Source organism: Rubritalea spongiae (assembly GCF_042652385.1).
GTDB classification, from domain to species: Bacteria; Verrucomicrobiota; Verrucomicrobiia; order Verrucomicrobiales; family Akkermansiaceae; genus Rubritalea; species Rubritalea spongiae.
Genome location: NZ_JBHSJM010000001.1, coordinates 1,353,139 through 1,369,336 on the forward strand (window position 1 = coordinate 1,353,139; position 16,198 = coordinate 1,369,336).

The 16,198-nt window shown below is 49.0% G+C and carries 14 protein-coding genes; 5 read left to right on the top strand and 9 right to left on the bottom strand.

Features of this window, described 5'->3' with window-relative positions:
- Positions 1 to 9: 9 nt before the first annotated feature.
- The 4 genes from feoB (at position 10) to ACFPK9_RS06230 (ending at position 3,709) form a co-directional block, all read left to right on the top strand.
- Positions 10 to 1,914, top strand: coding sequence for a ferrous iron transport protein B (gene feoB / locus ACFPK9_RS06215; protein ID WP_377093962.1), 1,905 nt, complete (start codon positions 10 to 12; stop codon positions 1,912 to 1,914).
- Between the two features lies 1 nt (position 1,915).
- The gene (locus tag ACFPK9_RS06220) at positions 1,916 to 2,098 is read left to right on the top strand and encodes a FeoB-associated Cys-rich membrane protein (protein WP_377093963.1); all 183 of its coding nucleotides are present in this window, start codon (positions 1,916 to 1,918) and stop codon (positions 2,096 to 2,098) included.
- A 69-nt stretch (positions 2,099 to 2,167) separates the two neighbouring features.
- Positions 2,168 to 2,872 (top strand): hypothetical protein, encoded by a 705-nt coding sequence (locus ACFPK9_RS06225; protein WP_377093964.1) that lies wholly within the window; start codon positions 2,168 to 2,170, stop codon positions 2,870 to 2,872.
- Between the two features lie 6 nt (positions 2,873 to 2,878).
- Positions 2,879 to 3,709 (top strand): hypothetical protein, encoded by an 831-nt coding sequence (locus tag ACFPK9_RS06230; RefSeq protein WP_377093965.1) that lies wholly within the window; start codon positions 2,879 to 2,881, stop codon positions 3,707 to 3,709.
- 220 nt (positions 3,710 to 3,929) lie between these two features.
- Here the strand turns inward: ACFPK9_RS06230 and ACFPK9_RS06235 are convergent, their stop codons facing one another.
- The 4 genes from ACFPK9_RS06235 to glmM form a co-directional block, all read right to left on the bottom strand.
- Positions 3,930 to 4,400, bottom strand: a complete 471-nt coding sequence (locus tag ACFPK9_RS06235) for a flavodoxin domain-containing protein (protein ID WP_377093966.1) — start codon at positions 4,398 to 4,400, stop codon at positions 3,930 to 3,932.
- A gap of 129 nt (positions 4,401 to 4,529) precedes the next feature.
- On the bottom strand, positions 4,530 to 6,371 hold the full coding sequence (gene glmS, locus ACFPK9_RS06240) for a glutamine--fructose-6-phosphate transaminase (isomerizing) (RefSeq protein ID WP_377093967.1): 1,842 nt from the start codon (positions 6,369 to 6,371) through the stop codon (positions 4,530 to 4,532).
- 5 nt (positions 6,372 to 6,376) lie between these two features.
- On the bottom strand, positions 6,377 to 7,228 hold the full coding sequence (locus ACFPK9_RS06245; protein ID WP_377093968.1) for a hypothetical protein: 852 nt from the start codon (positions 7,226 to 7,228) through the stop codon (positions 6,377 to 6,379).
- A complete protein-coding gene (gene glmM, locus ACFPK9_RS06250) occupies positions 7,229 to 8,587 on the bottom strand; it encodes a phosphoglucosamine mutase (RefSeq protein WP_377093969.1) in 1,359 nt (452 codons plus the stop codon).
- A 267-nt stretch (positions 8,588 to 8,854) separates the two neighbouring features.
- Here glmM and ACFPK9_RS06255 point away from each other — a divergent pair, with 267 nt between their 5' ends.
- Positions 8,855 to 10,087 (top strand): aspartate kinase, encoded by a 1,233-nt coding sequence (locus ACFPK9_RS06255; protein ID WP_377093970.1) that lies wholly within the window; start codon positions 8,855 to 8,857, stop codon positions 10,085 to 10,087.
- A 69-nt stretch (positions 10,088 to 10,156) separates the two neighbouring features.
- On the opposite strand, the gene ACFPK9_RS06260 is transcribed toward ACFPK9_RS06255, so the two are convergent.
- The 5 genes from ACFPK9_RS06260 to ACFPK9_RS06280 form a co-directional block, all read right to left on the bottom strand.
- Positions 10,157 to 11,314 (bottom strand): FtsW/RodA/SpoVE family cell cycle protein, encoded by a 1,158-nt coding sequence (locus tag ACFPK9_RS06260; protein WP_377093971.1) that lies wholly within the window; start codon positions 11,312 to 11,314, stop codon positions 10,157 to 10,159.
- A gap of 74 nt (positions 11,315 to 11,388) precedes the next feature.
- Positions 11,389 to 12,189 (bottom strand): LysM peptidoglycan-binding domain-containing protein, encoded by an 801-nt coding sequence (locus tag ACFPK9_RS06265; protein ID WP_377093972.1) that lies wholly within the window; start codon positions 12,187 to 12,189, stop codon positions 11,389 to 11,391.
- A gap of 33 nt (positions 12,190 to 12,222) precedes the next feature.
- Positions 12,223 to 13,530 carry a UDP-N-acetylmuramoyl-L-alanine--D-glutamate ligase gene (gene murD / locus ACFPK9_RS06270; protein ID WP_377093973.1) on the bottom strand — a complete coding sequence of 436 codons (1,308 nt, stop codon included), beginning with the start codon at positions 13,528 to 13,530 and terminating at the stop codon, positions 12,223 to 12,225.
- Positions 13,527 to 14,804, bottom strand: coding sequence for a phospho-N-acetylmuramoyl-pentapeptide-transferase (mraY, locus tag ACFPK9_RS06275; protein ID WP_377093974.1), 1,278 nt, complete (start codon positions 14,802 to 14,804; stop codon positions 13,527 to 13,529). The genes murD and mraY overlap by 4 nt, the downstream gene beginning before the upstream one ends.
- Positions 14,804 to 16,183: a UDP-N-acetylmuramoyl-tripeptide--D-alanyl-D-alanine ligase gene (locus tag ACFPK9_RS06280; RefSeq protein WP_377093975.1), complete on the bottom strand. Its 1,380-nt coding sequence runs from the start codon at positions 16,181 to 16,183 to the stop codon at positions 14,804 to 14,806. Before ACFPK9_RS06280 ends, mraY begins: the two co-directional genes overlap by 1 nt.
- Between the last annotated feature and the right edge of the window lie 15 nt (positions 16,184 to 16,198).

Sequence of the window (16,198 nt, forward strand, 5' to 3'; positions counted from 1 at the left end):
TGTTAAATTATGTCTACTTCGTCTGAGCAACACCTCGTTGCACTCGTTGGTAACCCAAATGCTGGCAAAACTACTCTTTTTAATGCGCTCACCGGCGAAAACCAAAAGGTAGGAAATTACTCTGGAGTTACAGTCTCGCGAAAATCAGGCTCATTCCGTTCCCCTCACGGGACAAAAGTAGAAATCATCGACCTTCCTGGCTGCTTCTCACTCTCTCCCAGCTCGCCTGACGAAGAAGTCACGCGTAATGTTTTACTAGGTGATCAAGACGGTGAACAAACTCCTGACATCACCGTCTGCGTAGTGGATGCATCCGCACTAGAGCGCCATCTGCTCCTTGCTATGGAGGTCATCGAACTCGGCAAACCTGTCGTCGTCGCACTCAATATGGTCGACCTCGCTGAATCTCGTGGCATTCACCTCGACCCAACACTTCTTTCCGAAGAACTCGGAGTTCCTGTGGTTCCGATTCAAGCGAATAAGAAAAAAGGTCTCATCGAACTCAAGCAAGCGCTCCGTCTTCCATTCCCTGCTACTGGTGCAGCAAAATGGGACACCTCAGGTGATACAGAAACGCGCCAAAAAGCACGCAGCGAATTCGCTAAAACCATTTGTGGTGAAGCCGCACGTCGCGAAGACGATGGCACGCTCACTATTTCAGATAAACTCGACGAAGTCCTAATGCATCCAGTACTCGGCTGGTTCGTACTCATCGGTGTGATGCTGACAGTGTTCTGGACGATTTTCTCCTGGGCAGCTTATCCAATGGACGCCATCGAAGGCGCCTTTGGCTCACTCGGTGACTGGGTCGGCGCAACCCTCCCCGAAGGCGACTTCAATGAACTCATGGTCGATGGAATCATCGGTGGTATCGCTGGCACCTTAGTGTTCCTGCCACAGATTGTTCTGCTCTTTTTCTTCATCGCCCTTCTAGAAGCTAGCGGCTACATGGCTCGCGCGGCATTCCTCATGGATCGCGTGATGAATCTCGTAGGCCTTTCAGGAAAAGCCTTTCTTCCACTCTTATCAGCACACGCCTGTGCGATTCCTGGAGTGATGGCAGCCCGCACTATCGATAGCGCCAAAGAACGCCTCATCACCATCTTAATCGCTCCATGGATGTCATGTTCAGCGCGTCTCCCCGTTTACTTCTTACTCATCGCTATGTTGCTACCGCAAGCGAGTAGCATTCAACAAGCACTCTTCCTCCTCGCAGTATACGTGCTTGGAATCGTCACAGCTCTCGCTGCAGCGCGCATTCTCAAAGGTCGTCTCTCAGAAGACGCCACACCGAGCCATTTCATGCTCGAACTTCCACCTTACCGACTTCCGCAAGTTGGCTACCTCATACGCCACGTTTGGGACCGCGCGTGGGCATTCGTAAAGCGTGCAGGCTCCATCATCCTGGCACTCTGCATTATTCTCTGGGCACTTCAAACCTACCCAAAACCTGCCGAAGATTCACCAGCAGCTGAAGATTCAGCGCTCGCTCTCGAACAATCTTACATGGGCCAAATCGGTCACGCAGTGGAACCCGTTTTTAAACCACTTGGTTACGATTGGCGCACAGCGACCTCTGTCATAACCTCTTTCGCCGCCCGTGAAGTGTTCGTTTCCTCGCTCATGGTGACCTATCATATTAGCGAGGAGGAAGACGAAGCTGAAACTCTGCTCCAAGACCGACTCGCAGCCGCCACTTGGCCTGATGGCAGAAAAGTCTATACCCCTCTGACTCTGCTCAGTCTACTAGTCTTCTTCATTTACGCGCTCCAATGCCTCCCTACCTCAGCGGTGGTTGCGCGTGAAACAAACTCTTGGAAATGGGCAGTCGCCCAACTCGGCGGCATGTCACTCTTTGCCTACCTCGCCGCACTTGCAGTTTTCCAAATCGGTACTTTATTAGGCTTCTCCTAATATGTCTCAAACAGCCATCGCACTCAGTCTTGTAGCTCTCGCCATTCTTGCAATCGCGTGGAAAGCCTACAAATCACTCAAAAACTCTGCCTGTTGTGGAAGCTGTGGCTGTAGTGTAATGTCTCCCAAGGAAAAAAAGAAAATGCTCGCCAAGCGCTCGGCAGCAAAGGCGAAACGTTCCTAGGTCATTTAACCACTAAGCGAAGATAAGCCAGCGTTAGCTAGCTTTGACATTTCCTGCTGAAGTGCAGACATGTCTTCGCAAACCTCAGTCCTTACTCCTACTTGGGCCAGAATTGTCCATCGCCTCTCTTCGCTGGGAGTCGTTGAGACACGCCACAGTAACACGCTCGCCACGCTCACCGAAGTTGGCCAATACCCGCGCCACATCATTTCTTCCCATGAAGACTCCAGCCAGAGTATCGACGGCTCAACCCAGTGGAATTTTCTCAACTGGAAACAAGGATGGATACAGCGGCGCAGAGTCCACCACGCTGTAGAAAATGCGTTTCTCTTCAGCTCTACAAAAAGCACTGTTTTCCACCAGCTTCGCTTCCTCCAAACCCAGCCAAACGACTGCCTCAACTGCCTGCTCCAACTCTTCACCAGCGACGACGAATTAGTACCAGTAAATCACTCCTCCCCCTCGTTCCGACAAGGTGCACACTGGCGTAAAATCTCTCACATCCTCGAGCGAGCACTTGAATCGCAGCACACTGGCAATCTCCTAAAACTCACCCTCTACACCGAAGGTGGAATTGTACAAAGAAGGCTAAAAAATTCTGTACTCACAGAAAGTGAAGGCACCTTTCAACTCAGTGATAACTCTGAAAACACCCTTCATCTACATTCAGGAAACATTAGCGACCTCCAAACAAAACACCGAGGAAACCACCTCGAAACTACCTTCTACAATTCGAATCACAACCCACAAGCAGTCCTTCAATACTGCGCATAATCTGCTATGAACGGCACTTCCATCTGTAACAGTATAGCTGATGACCTCTGGCTATTATCACTCGATAAGAATTCGCTAACCGACTTTATCAATAAATTCCAGAACGTCGCACTTCAGTCATCAAATACACACCTCAAACTCTCCAAAACACTTTCTCAACCGGAATTTATTGTGATGGAGAATTTGCTCACAGCCCCTGAGTCTGGAGTCACCTTTAACCCAGCTGATATCACTCGCAGCTATCTCCAGTCAGGAATCAACAACCACCGAGACCTGAGCCTTTGTCTAGAACTTATGTACGACACTCTCAGTTTTAGTTTCGACGCATCTCCTGATCATGCCGAGCTCATCACTCTCCTTACCCGTAGAGTTAGCAAAGTCCTCCCAGCCACAGCTTCGTTACAAGAAATCACACACCACGACAATTCCTGCCCCTGCTGCCAAAAGGAGAAAAAGAAAATTCGTAACAACCCGTCCATCCATCCGCTCTATTGGCTATGCTCTCACTTTGTCCAAAATCACAGCGAACTCGACATCAGTTTCAATAGCAAGGGATGCGCGCATACGATCAACATCTCACCGACTTCAATGACCACCCACAATGGTATTACTCATTTAAGCGACAGCACTCCAGCCCACCTAGCGATCAATCTCACAGAGGTTTACAACGTCCGCGTCCAACTTGAAGTCGTCGACGGCACTACCTCCACCCAACTGACCGCTTATAATTCCTTTGGCGAAACCACTTTTAGAATCAAACAAGCCGGTTCGGAAAGCTTTCAACACTGGAATGCTATCCTCCAACACAATCACGAATACACAGTCTCCCAAGCGTAAACCATTACCTCCTAAAACTCCCTAGAAGCACGACCCACTACCTTGTGGGTCGTGCTTTTTTACCACTTCGCGATTTAAAAGAGACGAATGGCGGTGCAATTTGGTATTAGTACCCACATCTCACTAAAGAAAAAGGCGGCTCCCAAGTCGTATCAGAACTCAGAAGCCGCCATTCACCTACATTATTGTCGGACCAGGACAATAACAACGTCCACGGAAGTTACGCTTCGACTACAGAAACGCACTCCCTCAGTATGGATAACAATTTTTCTTTCCACTCACGGAATGGTTCATCGATATCAATGTCACAATCGACTCGATCCATTAACGCGTGAGCTCCCGCAAAACTCAGATACTTATCGACCTGCTTCCCACATTCGCAAAATAGCTCATAACCACTATCACCAAGCGCAAACACCGCGTAATCTAAACCTTTCAGTCGGTTTTCATTCACCTTCGAAAGCACTTCACAAAAATCTTCCGCATCATCTGGAGGATCGCCGTCACCCCAAGTACTGATGATCACAAAAACCTTCTCCAGCGAATCTAGCTGAGCAACATCCACGTCAAATACATTCTCACATCCACACTCTATTCCAAGCTCTCGGATATCCTCCTGTAGTTCGACAGCCAAATCTTCAGCCGTCCCAGTTTGCGTACCATAGAGCACCATATAACCCTTGCGATTCATGCCTGCAGCATAGCGACTTTTAAAAATCCCGCTAATGCTCCCTTGTCATCGATTGACGCCTAAATGCACAAAATAAAAAAGGCCACACCCGAATGAGTGCAGCCTTTCAACTAAAATGATCAGACGAGCCTATTCCACAGTCACGCTTTTGGCGAGATTCCGTGGCTGATCAATAGGGCATCCTCTCAGTCTTGCCACGTGATAAGAGAACAACTGAAGCGCAGTCGTGGCCACAATCGTAGCAGTATAGTGCGGACACTCAGGGATCTCAATCACCCAATCGCAAGCCTCGCGCGCTTCATCATCACCTTCAGTAATCACACCTAAGACTGGCGCCTTACGCGCACGGCATTCTTCGACATTGCCTACCGTCTTCTCCTTGCCTGGCCCCTTATTCATCAAGGCCACCACAGGCATATTTTCTTCAAGAAGTGCAATCGGTCCATGTTTCAGTTCTGCGGCATTGTACGCCTCTGCGTGGATGTAGGAAATTTCCTTAATCTTCAGCGCGCCTTCCAGCGCCACTGGGAACATGTAACCGCGACCGATGTAGAACATATTGTCAAACTTCACAAAGTTCTCAGCAACCTTCGCAATTTCATCATTCTTCTCTAACACCTGCTGCACCAAATCTGGAACGCGCAAAATTTCATTAGCGATCCTCTGCCCTTCTTCGAGCGACATACGACGACCACGCGCCAACTTCAAGGCGATCGAGAGCAGCACCGAAACCTGACAAGTAAATGCCTTCGTCGAAGCCACACTGATCTCAGGTCCTGCATGTAAATAAATACCTCTACCAGCTTCGCGCGCGATAGTGGAACCCACCACATTCACAAGGCCTGCAACCATTGCTCCCTTGTTGATCGCTTCTCTCACGGCAGCTAGAGTATCGGCAGTCTCACCAGATTGAGAAATCGCAACGACAAGATCCTTACTCCCTACAATCGGGTTGCGGTAGCGGAACTCAGCAGCTTGCTCGACTTCTCCTAACATTGCAGCAAAATCTTCCACCGCATACTCGCCAACGAGACCAGCATTTAGCGAAGTGCCACAACCGACAATCAATAGTCGGTGGAAATCCACAAGCTCACGTGGACTCAGCGCCAATCCAGAAAGAACCGCAGTCCCTTGATCAGCATCAATACGACCACGCGTCGCATTGCGAATCGCTTCTGGTTGTTCAAAAATTTCCTTCAGCATGTAATGCTCATATCCACCTTTTTCTGCAGCGTCGGCAGACCAGTCAATATCAGCAATATCGCGTTGAACCGGTGAGGCGTCGAGAGTCTTCACATCGACCTTACCACCTTGAATTACCGCAATGTCATTGTCATCCAGGTAGATAGCCTGACGAGTGTGACTAATAATCGCAGAGGCGTCAGAAGCCACAATCGTTTCTCCATCACCAAGACCAATCACAATAGGTGAACCACGACGAGCAACCACCAGCTTACCCGGCTCCTCTTCACTCATACACGCAACACCATAAGTGCCGTCGACTTCTTTCAAAGCCTTGGTCAAAGCCAATGCTAAATCTCCGTCATAATGATAATCCACCAAGTGGGCTAATACTTCGGAATCGGTATCCGAAAGGAAAACACGACCTTCTGCTTCAAGCTTCGCTTTAAGACCACGGTAATTCTCAATAATCCCATTGTGCACAAGCGCGATACGCCCATTTCCAGCCGGGTGCGGGTGCGCATTCTTAGTAGTTGGTGGGCCATGAGTTGCCCAACGCGTGTGAGCGATCCCAACATGAGATTCCGAATGCTTAGGGTCACCTTGGTAATCACCTAAGCTATCGACAAGATTCGCGACCTTGCCTTCTTGCTTGTAAATCTTAATGCCATCCTCGCTATGAACAGCTATCCCAGCTGAATCATAACCACGGTATTCCAACTTTCTCAGCCCCTGTAGTAGAATGGGGGTTGCGGCGCGAACGCCTGCGTATGCTACTATTCCACACATAATTTTTAGTTTTCTGTTAAATCTTTCTCAACACTCGCGTTTGGACGTGTCGTTGTATTTGGCCCTAATTTTCGGCCTGGATAAATCGCAGTGTGAATGCCCGTATGCACATTATCACCAACTATCGTTCCTAATTTCCTCCTGCCAGTATCCACTAGCGTACCGCTGACAATACTGCGATGATTTTTTCCGTCGTGCCGTAGATTCGAAGTCACCGTGGCCGCACCGAAATTAACCTTCGAACCAATCACGCTGTCACCCACGTAACTCAAATGCCCGACTGAGCTCCCGTGGCCGACGATAGAATTCTTCACTTCCACAGCTTGTCCAATGTGAACACCATCGCCAATCGCTGTATTTCCACGGATATAGCAATTCGGACCGATCTTACAATTTTTGCCAATCACCGCATTCCCTTCGATAAAAACTCCAGGAAGAATGCGCGTACCTTCGCCCACATGGAGCACACCTTCGATATATGCAGCTGGACTCACCTCACCCACAAAATCATTTTCATCAAGCTGACCGACCAGAGACTCATTCACCTTAAGCAAATCCCACGGGTGCAGCAGTAAAAAGGAACTCACCGCCTGCAAACTCTTAGCAGCTTTTTCACCCATTCGCGCGAGTTCACGCCCTTCACCATCGACTAAAACAGCAGCTTCACCAGCTGCCAACAATTTCTGCCAATCCTCCGAACTCACCCAAGCATTAGCCTGCATAATAGTTCCCTCTGGTGCAAGCTCCTCCTGCCATTCAGCAAGACTACGTCCAGCCACAAATTGCGATTCTGGAACACTTCCCTCAGCCAGTGGCCACCAATTCCCTGCCACAGCAGCTTCTACTCGTTGCATCATCTAAACAGCAGCTTGAGTTCCAATAGTCGCTTCCACGACTTCACAAATAGCATCTGATGCAGCCTTCGCCATTGTCGCATCCTTAGCTTCTACCAATACACGTATTTTGTTCTCAGTACCGGAGTAGCGCACCAATACCCGTCCATCATTTCCTAATTCCGATTCTTGCTCAGCAATCACCTGCTTGAGTGCTGGCACTGAATCAATGGCAGGCTTCTCTGCAACCTCGATCGCACTAAGCTCCTGAGGAAATTCAAACATCCCATCAGCGAGTTCCGAAAGAGGCATCCCTGTATCCTTCAACATCTGAAGAACTTTAAGAGCACTCATGATACCGTCACCAGTCGTCGCACTATCGGCAAAAATAATGTGCCCAGAGTTCTCACCGCCGAGCGAAAACCCGCCTTCGCGCATACGCTCAATAACTAAGCGATCACCCACCCCAGTTGTCTCAACTGAAATCCCCACTTCTTCGAGAGCTGCTTTCATTCCAAGGTTACTCATCACTGTCGCCACAAGCGTATCGTTCTTAAGCTTTCCTTGCTTTTTCAGCGCTTTCGCACAGAGGCACATCATTTTATCCCCTGAAACAACCTCACCATTCTCATTCACAAAAATAACGCGATCAGCATCACCATCGAGACAAACCCCGACATCGGCATCATTCAGCTTCACTAGCTCCGCAGCGGACTGTGGGTGTAGCGCCCCAACTCCTTCATTGATATTAAGTCCATCAGGCTGATCCCCAACCACGAGCACTTCAGCTCCCAATCCTTTCAAGACCTCGGGGCCAACCCGAAACCCTGCGCCGTGAGCACAATCGATTACCACCTTCAAACCTTCAAGACTCTCCCTCCCGATACTCAGTTTTGCGTATTCACAATATTGATTCGAAGCATCTTCAAGCTCTACCACCTTTCCTAATTCACCATCAGGATCAGGTAATTTCTCAGCAAGGATCACTTCCTCAACCGCGAGCTCTAGCTCATCATCGAGCTTAAAACCATCTGCACCGAAAATTTTAATACCGTTGTCTCGATAGGGATTGTGAGAAGCTGTCAGCATAATACCTGCATCACAGTCCATAGACTTAGTCAAATAAGCTACCGCTGGTGTTGGTATCGGGCCTGTGAGCAAAACCTCTGCCCCTTCAGAGATAAGCCCAGCAACAATCGCGCTCTCTAACATCCCTCCAGATTGGCGAGTATCTCTCCCTACTACCACCTTGTGCTTCCCAGTCAATTTCGCAGGCATCACACGTGCCACCGCACGCCCCACTCGCATAGCTACTTCAGGGGTTATTGGCCATTGATTAGCTTTCCCACGTATCCCATCCGTTCCAAATAGCTGCTTAGACATATGTTATTCTTTATCGAGGTAAATTAATCCCCCATTCACTCTTCCTAAGAACATTGAATGAAGTACGCAAATGATACATTTGTGCCCACTATTGGCTACACGAATATCACGCTAATTTGTCATGGATTCCTCCATACATTGAGCTAAGAAAACACCGAATCTCCAAACCTCAATATTTCTAGACTAGACAAGGATAGCTCACTGCCCTAATGCACTGCTTCACAGTCGCCATCGCGACCTAATATTTCACTAAACTATTCAGACATCATGGCTCTCATCGTCCAAAAATATGGCGGCACTTCTGTAGGCTCACTCGATCGTATTCGCAATGTAGCCAACCGAATTAAACGCCTCCGCGACGAAGGAAACCAAGTAGTCGCAGTAGTTTCCGCAATGGGCGGCGTCACCGACAAGCTCATCGCCATGGCTAATGACTTGACCAGTGAACCAGCCGAACGCGAACTCGATGTCCTCCTCTCAACTGGAGAGCAACAGTCCATCGCCCTCGTCGTCATGGCACTCCACGAACTCGGCGTCGACGCCGTCTCCGTCACTGGCCGACAAGCAGGCATAGTTACTACCGGCTCACACACACGCGGAAAAATCGAAGCCATCGATCCCTCCTTGATGAAACAATACATCTCCGAGGGAAAAGTCGTCATCTGCGCTGGCTTCCAAGGCATCCGTGAAGACGGCATGATCCACACCCTCGGCCGTGGAGGCTCAGACCTCTCCGCTATCGCCGTTGCCGCAGCAATTAAAGCTGACACCTGTCAGATCCTTACAGACGTCGACGGTGTCTACACCTGCGACCCGCGCGTCGTCAAAGACGCGCGCAAGATGCCAGAAGTTTCCTACGACGAAATGCTCGAGATGGCATCCTCTGGGACTAAAGTAATGCAGTCCCGCTCAGTAGAATTTGCAAAAAAATATGGCGTGATCTTCGAGGTCCGCTCATCCTTGAACGATAATCCAGGAACCATTGTAACCGAAGAACACGATAACATGGAATCAGTAGTCATCCGCGGAGTCTCCATAGAGCGCTCCCAAGCACGCCTCACCATCACTGGCATCCCAGACGAGCCAGGCATGTCCGCATCCATTCTCACCGCACTCGCTGACGCTGAGATTAACATCGACATGATCATCTCAAACATCGCTCACGATGGCCTCGCTCGCCACTCCGTCACGATGCACAGCAATGACCTCGGCAGAGCGCAAGCTGCTCTCAAGCCAATCCTTGCGAAACTCGGTGACAGCGCTGGCGTTGAAACAGAAGCAGGTATTGCTAAACTCTCCTGTGTTGGTATCGGCATGCGCTCACACTCAGGTGTTGCAGCAAAAATGTTCGAAGCACTCGGTGAAGCCGGCATCAACATCGGTATCATCACCACTTCCGAAATCAAAATCGCCGTCACCGTCGACGAAACCGACATCGAAGACGCAGCCCGTGTCGTACACGCCGCCTTCGATCTCGATAAAGCACCTACGGCCCAGTAGAGCCAGCGCGCAACACAAAACAATCTTTCCAAAAGCTCTAGCACTCCGGTGTTAGGGCTTTTTTCTTTCTTACAAACGAATCGAATTCTTCTTTTCTAACAGCACCTTCTCACCTCGCGGAGAAACTGTGTAAGTCGCGCGATGCACGCTAATCAACAAACCGATCGTTGCTAAAGTGAACAATAAGTTGGTTCCCCCATAACTCACAAACGGAAGAGGCAAACCCGTATTGGGCAACACCGCAGTCGTCACCCCGATATTCATCATCGCAGGCAACACGATCGAACAGGTCAGGCCAATTGCTAACAGCCGACCAAAAATGTCAGTCGAGCGGGCAGCAATCGCTATCCCATAAGCAGCTAACATCACGAAACAAAACACCGTAAGTAAGGTCCCCCACAAACCAAGTTCTTCACCGAGAACCGGCAAAATAAAATCCGTGTGAGCAAATGGCAAATACCCATGCTTCTCAAAACCATTACCAATTCCTACTCCCTTAACACCACCATTCCCCAAAGCCAATAAGCCTCGATACTGCTGAAAGAAAAATCCCTGCTGCGCTTCAGGGTTATCTGGATCCAGAAACGCCATAATACGCGCCATCCGGTTCGGACTCTGATACACCAAAAATGACAAGGCGCCCAAAGCTCCCACGCCAGCTGTCAAAAGCCACCACAGCCGTGTGCCTGCCACATACATCACCGCAGCCCCTGCTGCAGCAAGACCTACTGACGTTCCCATATCTTTCTCAAAAAAGATCAACGCGATTAGTAATCCCAAAATCGCACCGGGAATAATAAACCCATTCTTAAAATGCCTCACCTCTGCTTGCCGGTGCGCATACCAACTCGCCAGTGCGATCATTAAAGCTATCTTTGCCGGTTCCGATGGCTGAAACGTGACTCCTGCTATCTGAATCCAACGCGACTCACCATTCACTTCTTTCCCGACCCCTGGCACATAACATAAAACCAGTAGACCAATCGCCAAGAAATATAGCGGGACCGCAAATCGCCGAAACACACGATAGTCCGTACGCGCTAAGCAAATCGCCCCAAACACTCCCGCACCTAAAAACGATGCCTGTTTCCAAAATAACGAATATTCAACACCCTCAGCCACCCACACACTCGTAGACGCCAACATCACCAAACCTAACACTACTAACAGTGCTGTTGGGATGCATACCATGATGGCGTTACGACGGTCGATGGATGGGGATGCCATATTCTATTATCAATGGGAGTTAGACCTGAAGAATGTAGAAATCTAACTATTCTTAAAAAAGTTAGAAAGCTTTGTTAGTTCGCAGGAATTTTCAAAGTCATCCCTGAACGTAACTCACGAGGATTACTCATTCCGTTCAGCCGCATCAGAGCATCTTGGCTCACTTTGTATTTATTGGAAATTCTCCAAACTGAGTCACCAGGCTGTACTTTATAAGTAGAACCTGCTGCCACAACCACAGCTTTCGCCTTAGAACTACTCTCTTCCACGACCACAGCCTTAGGTGCTGCAGATTCAGTTTGAGCCTTCACCAAGACCGGCTCAGATGGAGTTTGTACAGTGACGACATTGGTAGAAGTCGGCAATGGTGGACGATCTAAAACCGCAAGCTCAGCAGATGCTACTGCTTGAGCCGCTCTAATTTTATTCGGTGGAAGATAAAGCACCTTACCAGCGTGAATGGTAGCATTGTTATTCACACTGCGCAACTCAGCCACATCCACTTCATGACGTGCTGCAAACACTTCATATGTGTCACCCGCCAAAACAATATCACTTTCAAGATTCGCATTCACATTCATGATATCCACAGCTGCATTCTCCCCTGCTGGAGACCCTGATGTAACCGAGACTTCAGTCCTCCCCTTATTCCATTGAATACCTAAGTAAATCGCTCCAATCGCAACTACATGCAAAAGTAATATCACTGTAAGCGCGCGGCCAATGCTCGCATTTGGAACCTCGGAATCTAACATATCAGCGCTGCCAGCTGCACTCACACGTTGCTTGCGGCGCCGCGGCGAAGTCACTTTCGCATGAAGCTTGCGGAAGCCTTTCTTTGTCTGACGCTTGGTCTGTAGTTGTTTATCTTTCATGGTATGTATTTCGGAATTTTGAATAATGGTGATTTATTTTAGTGCGAGAACTAGCTCGCGGAAATGATCTCCTCGGGCCTCGTACCCAGAAAACTGGTCAAACGAAGAAGTGCCAGGGGATAACAACACGACATCTCCGGCATGCGCGTATTGCTGCGATAAGGCCACAGCTTCATCTAAGCTATTAACACAGGCTGTAGGAACTACTTTGGAAAATAAAAGCTCGAGTGCCGCGCCTATTTCTCCATAGACGATTGCCGAGTGCACCTTCTCTTCCAGCCGCTCTAACAATTCGTCGTACACTAACCCTTTTTCTTTACCGCCTGCGATCAATACCACAGGACGAGTCTGAGAACGCAGCGCACTATCGAGCGCATGCAAGTTCGTCGCTTTAGAATCATTAAGATACTCCACCCCATCTAAGGTGCGAATCAACTCACAGCGATGCAGTGGCGGCGCGAAACCTAACAGCGCTTCTTCTGCCTGCGCATATGACACACTCAGGCTATGCGTTGCAGCCACAGCAGCCATCACATTCTCAGCATTGTGTAGTCCGCGCATCCTTGTATTCGAAAGGCCGAAAATTCGCTCGCCACGGAACATAATCACATCCCCATCTAAATGGTAATCCGCCTCGCGGCCTTCGGATGCAAAACTCAGGCACTGTGCTGCCAATTCACCCAGCTCTTCACCGGCTCGCACAACCGCGGTGTCCTCCTCAGTTTGATTGAGAAAAATGTTCAACTTCGCCCTAAAATAATCCTCAAGCGAGCTATAGCGATCCATGTGATCTGCTGAAAAATTTAGCCAAATCGCAGCATCTACATGCAGCTGGCTAACTGTCTCTAACTGAAATGAACTCAATTCCAACGCCACCGATTCAGGTACATTTTCCATCATCAGTACTTCGGAAAATGGAACACCGTAGTTTCCGCAAGCCACACAGCTTGTCCCACTGTGATTTAAAATCCTCTCAACTAACTCAGTCGTCGTAGTCTTACCGTTGGTCCCGGTGATTCCTACGATCTTACCTCCAAAATACCGTGCAGCAAGCTCGGTTTCACCGATCAACTCGCCCGCATTTGCAACAAATGCTTTCACGAACGAGCCATAAGTATCGATACCTGGTGAGATTACTAACAAGTCGCTCTTCGTACTACTTCCAATATCCTCAGTAGCTCCTGCAAAAACACTGATTCTCTCATCTAAACCATCAAATGTCGCTTTCGGGTTCGCGTCGAACAAACGCACTTCTGCCCCCTTGCTCAGAGCCAAGCAAGCAGCGGCGCGACCAGAGCGGCCAGCACCTAACACAACGACATTTTTTCCTTCCAAAATCATATTATCTTTAGAGATGCCAAGCCGAGCATGGCACACAAAATTGAAATAATCCAAAAACGGATAATCACCTGGCTTTCATGCCAGCCTCTCAGTTCAAAGTGGTGGTGAATAGGAGCCATCGCAAAGACACGCTTTTTGCGTAACTTGAAACTCCCCACCTGAATCATTACTGAAAGAGCTTCCATCACGAACACCCAGCCAATGATTACCAATAAAAGTTCCTGCTTGGTGCAAATAGCTGCTGTACCCAACGCTCCACCAATTGCCAAAGATCCTGTATCCCCCATAAATACCTTCGCTGGATGACAGTTGAACCAAAGAAATCCAAAGGATGCTCCGACCAATGCCATCATCACCACTGCCAGCTCCCCTAACAATGGATTATAAGCTATGTGCAAATAATCGAAACCTAACACGAGGTGACCACCCAAATAGGCTAAAACGGCATAGGCCAAACTAGTCGTAATCGTACAACCAGTCGCCAGCCCATCCAAGCCATCAGTGAGGTTTACCGCATTCGATGCTCCAATGATGATCACTGCAAAAAATGGAATCGCCAAATACCAAAGATCAAACATTGGCTTTTTCAGAAGAGGTGCCGTCAGCTCGCTCGAACTCATACGCTCAGCTTTCCCATCTATCTGAACCCAAAAACCTGTCGCATCTTTCGGTGGGTATCGATCTTGACGCTCTGAAACCTCACCATCCTCTGCTACAACATTTTCAATCGTCGCACGTTTAGGCTCACTGTACTCTAAAGTTCCAGCTACCTCAGGCTTAAAGAACAAGAAACAAGCCGCCACAAAAGCGATGCCAAACTGCCAAGCTAACTTAGTTCGCGCGCTAACACCGTCGGAGTTTTTTAACTTCACTTTGGTGAAATCATCTACAAAACCTAACAAGCCGAGCCCCAGCATTACAAACATGGTCACCGCGACAAAGGGATTCATCGCACGACCACATAACAATACGGCTATCAACACTGATCCCAAAATCATCACTCCCCCCATCGTCGGAGTCCCAGCCTTCGCACCATGAAGCTCGTGTAATTTGTGCACCTCTTCAGCGGACCGAATCGGCTGACCAACCTTAAGAGAAATTAATTTCCGAATCACCCGAGGGCCAAACACCAAAGACAACACAAATGTCAGCATACAAGCCAATGCAGCCCGCACTGTGAGATATTTTAGAATATTCAGAAAACTCCACGCCTCTGCCCAGCTCTCACCATTCGTGAAAGCCTCGCGCCACCATTCGTAAATTGCGTATAACATTAGTTGTTTGTTGGAAAAGCTTTATCCATGACCCGCTCCATCGCCGCCGCCCGACTGCCTTTAAACAGAACGGCGTCACCACTGGCGCAAGTCGACTGCAGCCAATCTGCTGCTGCATCAATTGTATTAAAATGTACTGCATCCGCTCCCCTCTCAGCCGCTGCTGATGAAATCCCCCGTGCATCATCGCCAAAGCTAAGCACTGAAATCCCGCGCTCAGCGGCAAGAGAGCCCACTTCTCTGTACGCATCTGCAACATGAACACCAAGCTCCCCCATTTTTCCTAACACCACATAACGATGCGCTGAACCTGAAACCTTCAACTCCGCTAGTGTTTCAATCGCAGCCTTCATAGATTCAGGATTCGCATTATAGGTATCGTCAAAAATGGTAACCCCTCCGCTCTCAAAAAAACGAAGCCGCCCACTGGTTAGACTCGCTCGATTCAGGCCTGTAGCAATTTCCTGAATATTCATTCCCAATGTGCGTCCTACTCCAGCAGCTAACAGTGCATTGGCAACCATGTGACGCCCTACTACAGGTAGCTTCACACGAATTGCATCTTCACCATCGGCCACCAACATGAACTCTGAACCAGAACTATCCATCTTGAGCTCCTCAGCGCGAATCTCTCCTCGCCCATTTCCCACTACCATGATCCTCGCCCGCGTATGATCACGGAAATAATCTGCATAATCACAAGCTGCAGAAACCACTAACACTCCATCTGCTGGAAGCGACCGAGCCAATGCTCCTTTTTCTTCAGCAATGGCTTCACGGCTACCCATATACTCAATGTGAGCTGTACCGATATTCGTAATAATACCAATTCTGGGTTTTGCTATCTGACACAGCGGAGCGATCTCGCCGGGATGATTCATCCCCATTTCAAAAACGCAAACCTCATCATCTTCCTCCGCCGAAAGCACGCTCAAGGGTAGGCCAATATGGTTATTGAGATTTCCTTTGGTTGAATGCACTTTGAAACGCTCGCCCAAAACTGCGCGAGTGAAATCTTTAGTCGAAGTCTTTCCGTTCGACCCAGTAATCCCAACTACTTCTACATCTAGCTGTCGGATATACCATGCAGCGAACGATTGCAGCGCTGTTAGAGAATCTTGCACTACTACGATTGCCGCTGAACCAAAATCGACACCCTCAGGCACGCGTTCTACCACAATGGCAGCTGCACCCGCAGCGACTGCCTTCTCGAGGAAATCATGCGCATCAAAGTTCTCACCTTTCAGCGCAAAAAATGCCGAGCCAGCACCGATCGTTCGAGTATCCGTGGATACAGAAGTCACCACAGTGGAAGAATCTCCACAGTACAGTGTTCCGTGGACGGACGCTACGAGTTGTTCGATCGGTGTTGTTTTCATTATTTTGTTAGGGGG

What these genes read in the sequence shown, in the direction of transcription:
- ACFPK9_RS06230 (WP_377093965.1), top strand. Translation starts at nt 2,879, where the DNA reads ATGAACGGCACTTCCATCTGTAACAGTATAGCTGATGACCTCTGGCTA.
- ACFPK9_RS06245 (WP_377093968.1), bottom strand. Translation starts at nt 7,228, where the DNA reads ATGATGCAACGAGTAGAAGCTGCTGTGGCAGGGAATTGGTGGCCACTG.
- feoB (WP_377093962.1), top strand. Translation starts at nt 10, where the DNA reads ATGTCTACTTCGTCTGAGCAACACCTCGTTGCACTCGTTGGTAACCCA.
- ACFPK9_RS06280 (WP_377093975.1), bottom strand. Translation starts at nt 16,183, where the DNA reads ATGAAAACAACACCGATCGAACAACTCGTAGCGTCCGTCCACGGAACA.
- glmS (WP_377093967.1), bottom strand. Translation starts at nt 6,371, where the DNA reads ATGTGTGGAATAGTAGCATACGCAGGCGTTCGCGCCGCAACCCCCATT.
- glmM (WP_377093969.1), bottom strand. Translation starts at nt 8,587, where the DNA reads ATGTCTAAGCAGCTATTTGGAACGGATGGGATACGTGGGAAAGCTAAT.
- ACFPK9_RS06260 (WP_377093971.1), bottom strand. Translation starts at nt 11,314, where the DNA reads ATGGCATCCCCATCCATCGACCGTCGTAACGCCATCATGGTATGCATC.
- ACFPK9_RS06255 (WP_377093970.1), top strand. Translation starts at nt 8,855, where the DNA reads ATGGCTCTCATCGTCCAAAAATATGGCGGCACTTCTGTAGGCTCACTC.
- mraY (WP_377093974.1), bottom strand. Translation starts at nt 14,804, where the DNA reads ATGTTATACGCAATTTACGAATGGTGGCGCGAGGCTTTCACGAATGGT.
- ACFPK9_RS06235 (WP_377093966.1), bottom strand. Translation starts at nt 4,400, where the DNA reads ATGAATCGCAAGGGTTATATGGTGCTCTATGGTACGCAAACTGGGACG.
- ACFPK9_RS06220 (WP_377093963.1), top strand. Translation starts at nt 1,916, where the DNA reads ATGTCTCAAACAGCCATCGCACTCAGTCTTGTAGCTCTCGCCATTCTT.
- ACFPK9_RS06225 (WP_377093964.1), top strand. Translation starts at nt 2,168, where the DNA reads ATGTCTTCGCAAACCTCAGTCCTTACTCCTACTTGGGCCAGAATTGTC.
- murD (WP_377093973.1), bottom strand. Translation starts at nt 13,530, where the DNA reads ATGATTTTGGAAGGAAAAAATGTCGTTGTGTTAGGTGCTGGCCGCTCT.
- ACFPK9_RS06265 (WP_377093972.1), bottom strand. Translation starts at nt 12,189, where the DNA reads ATGAAAGATAAACAACTACAGACCAAGCGTCAGACAAAGAAAGGCTTC.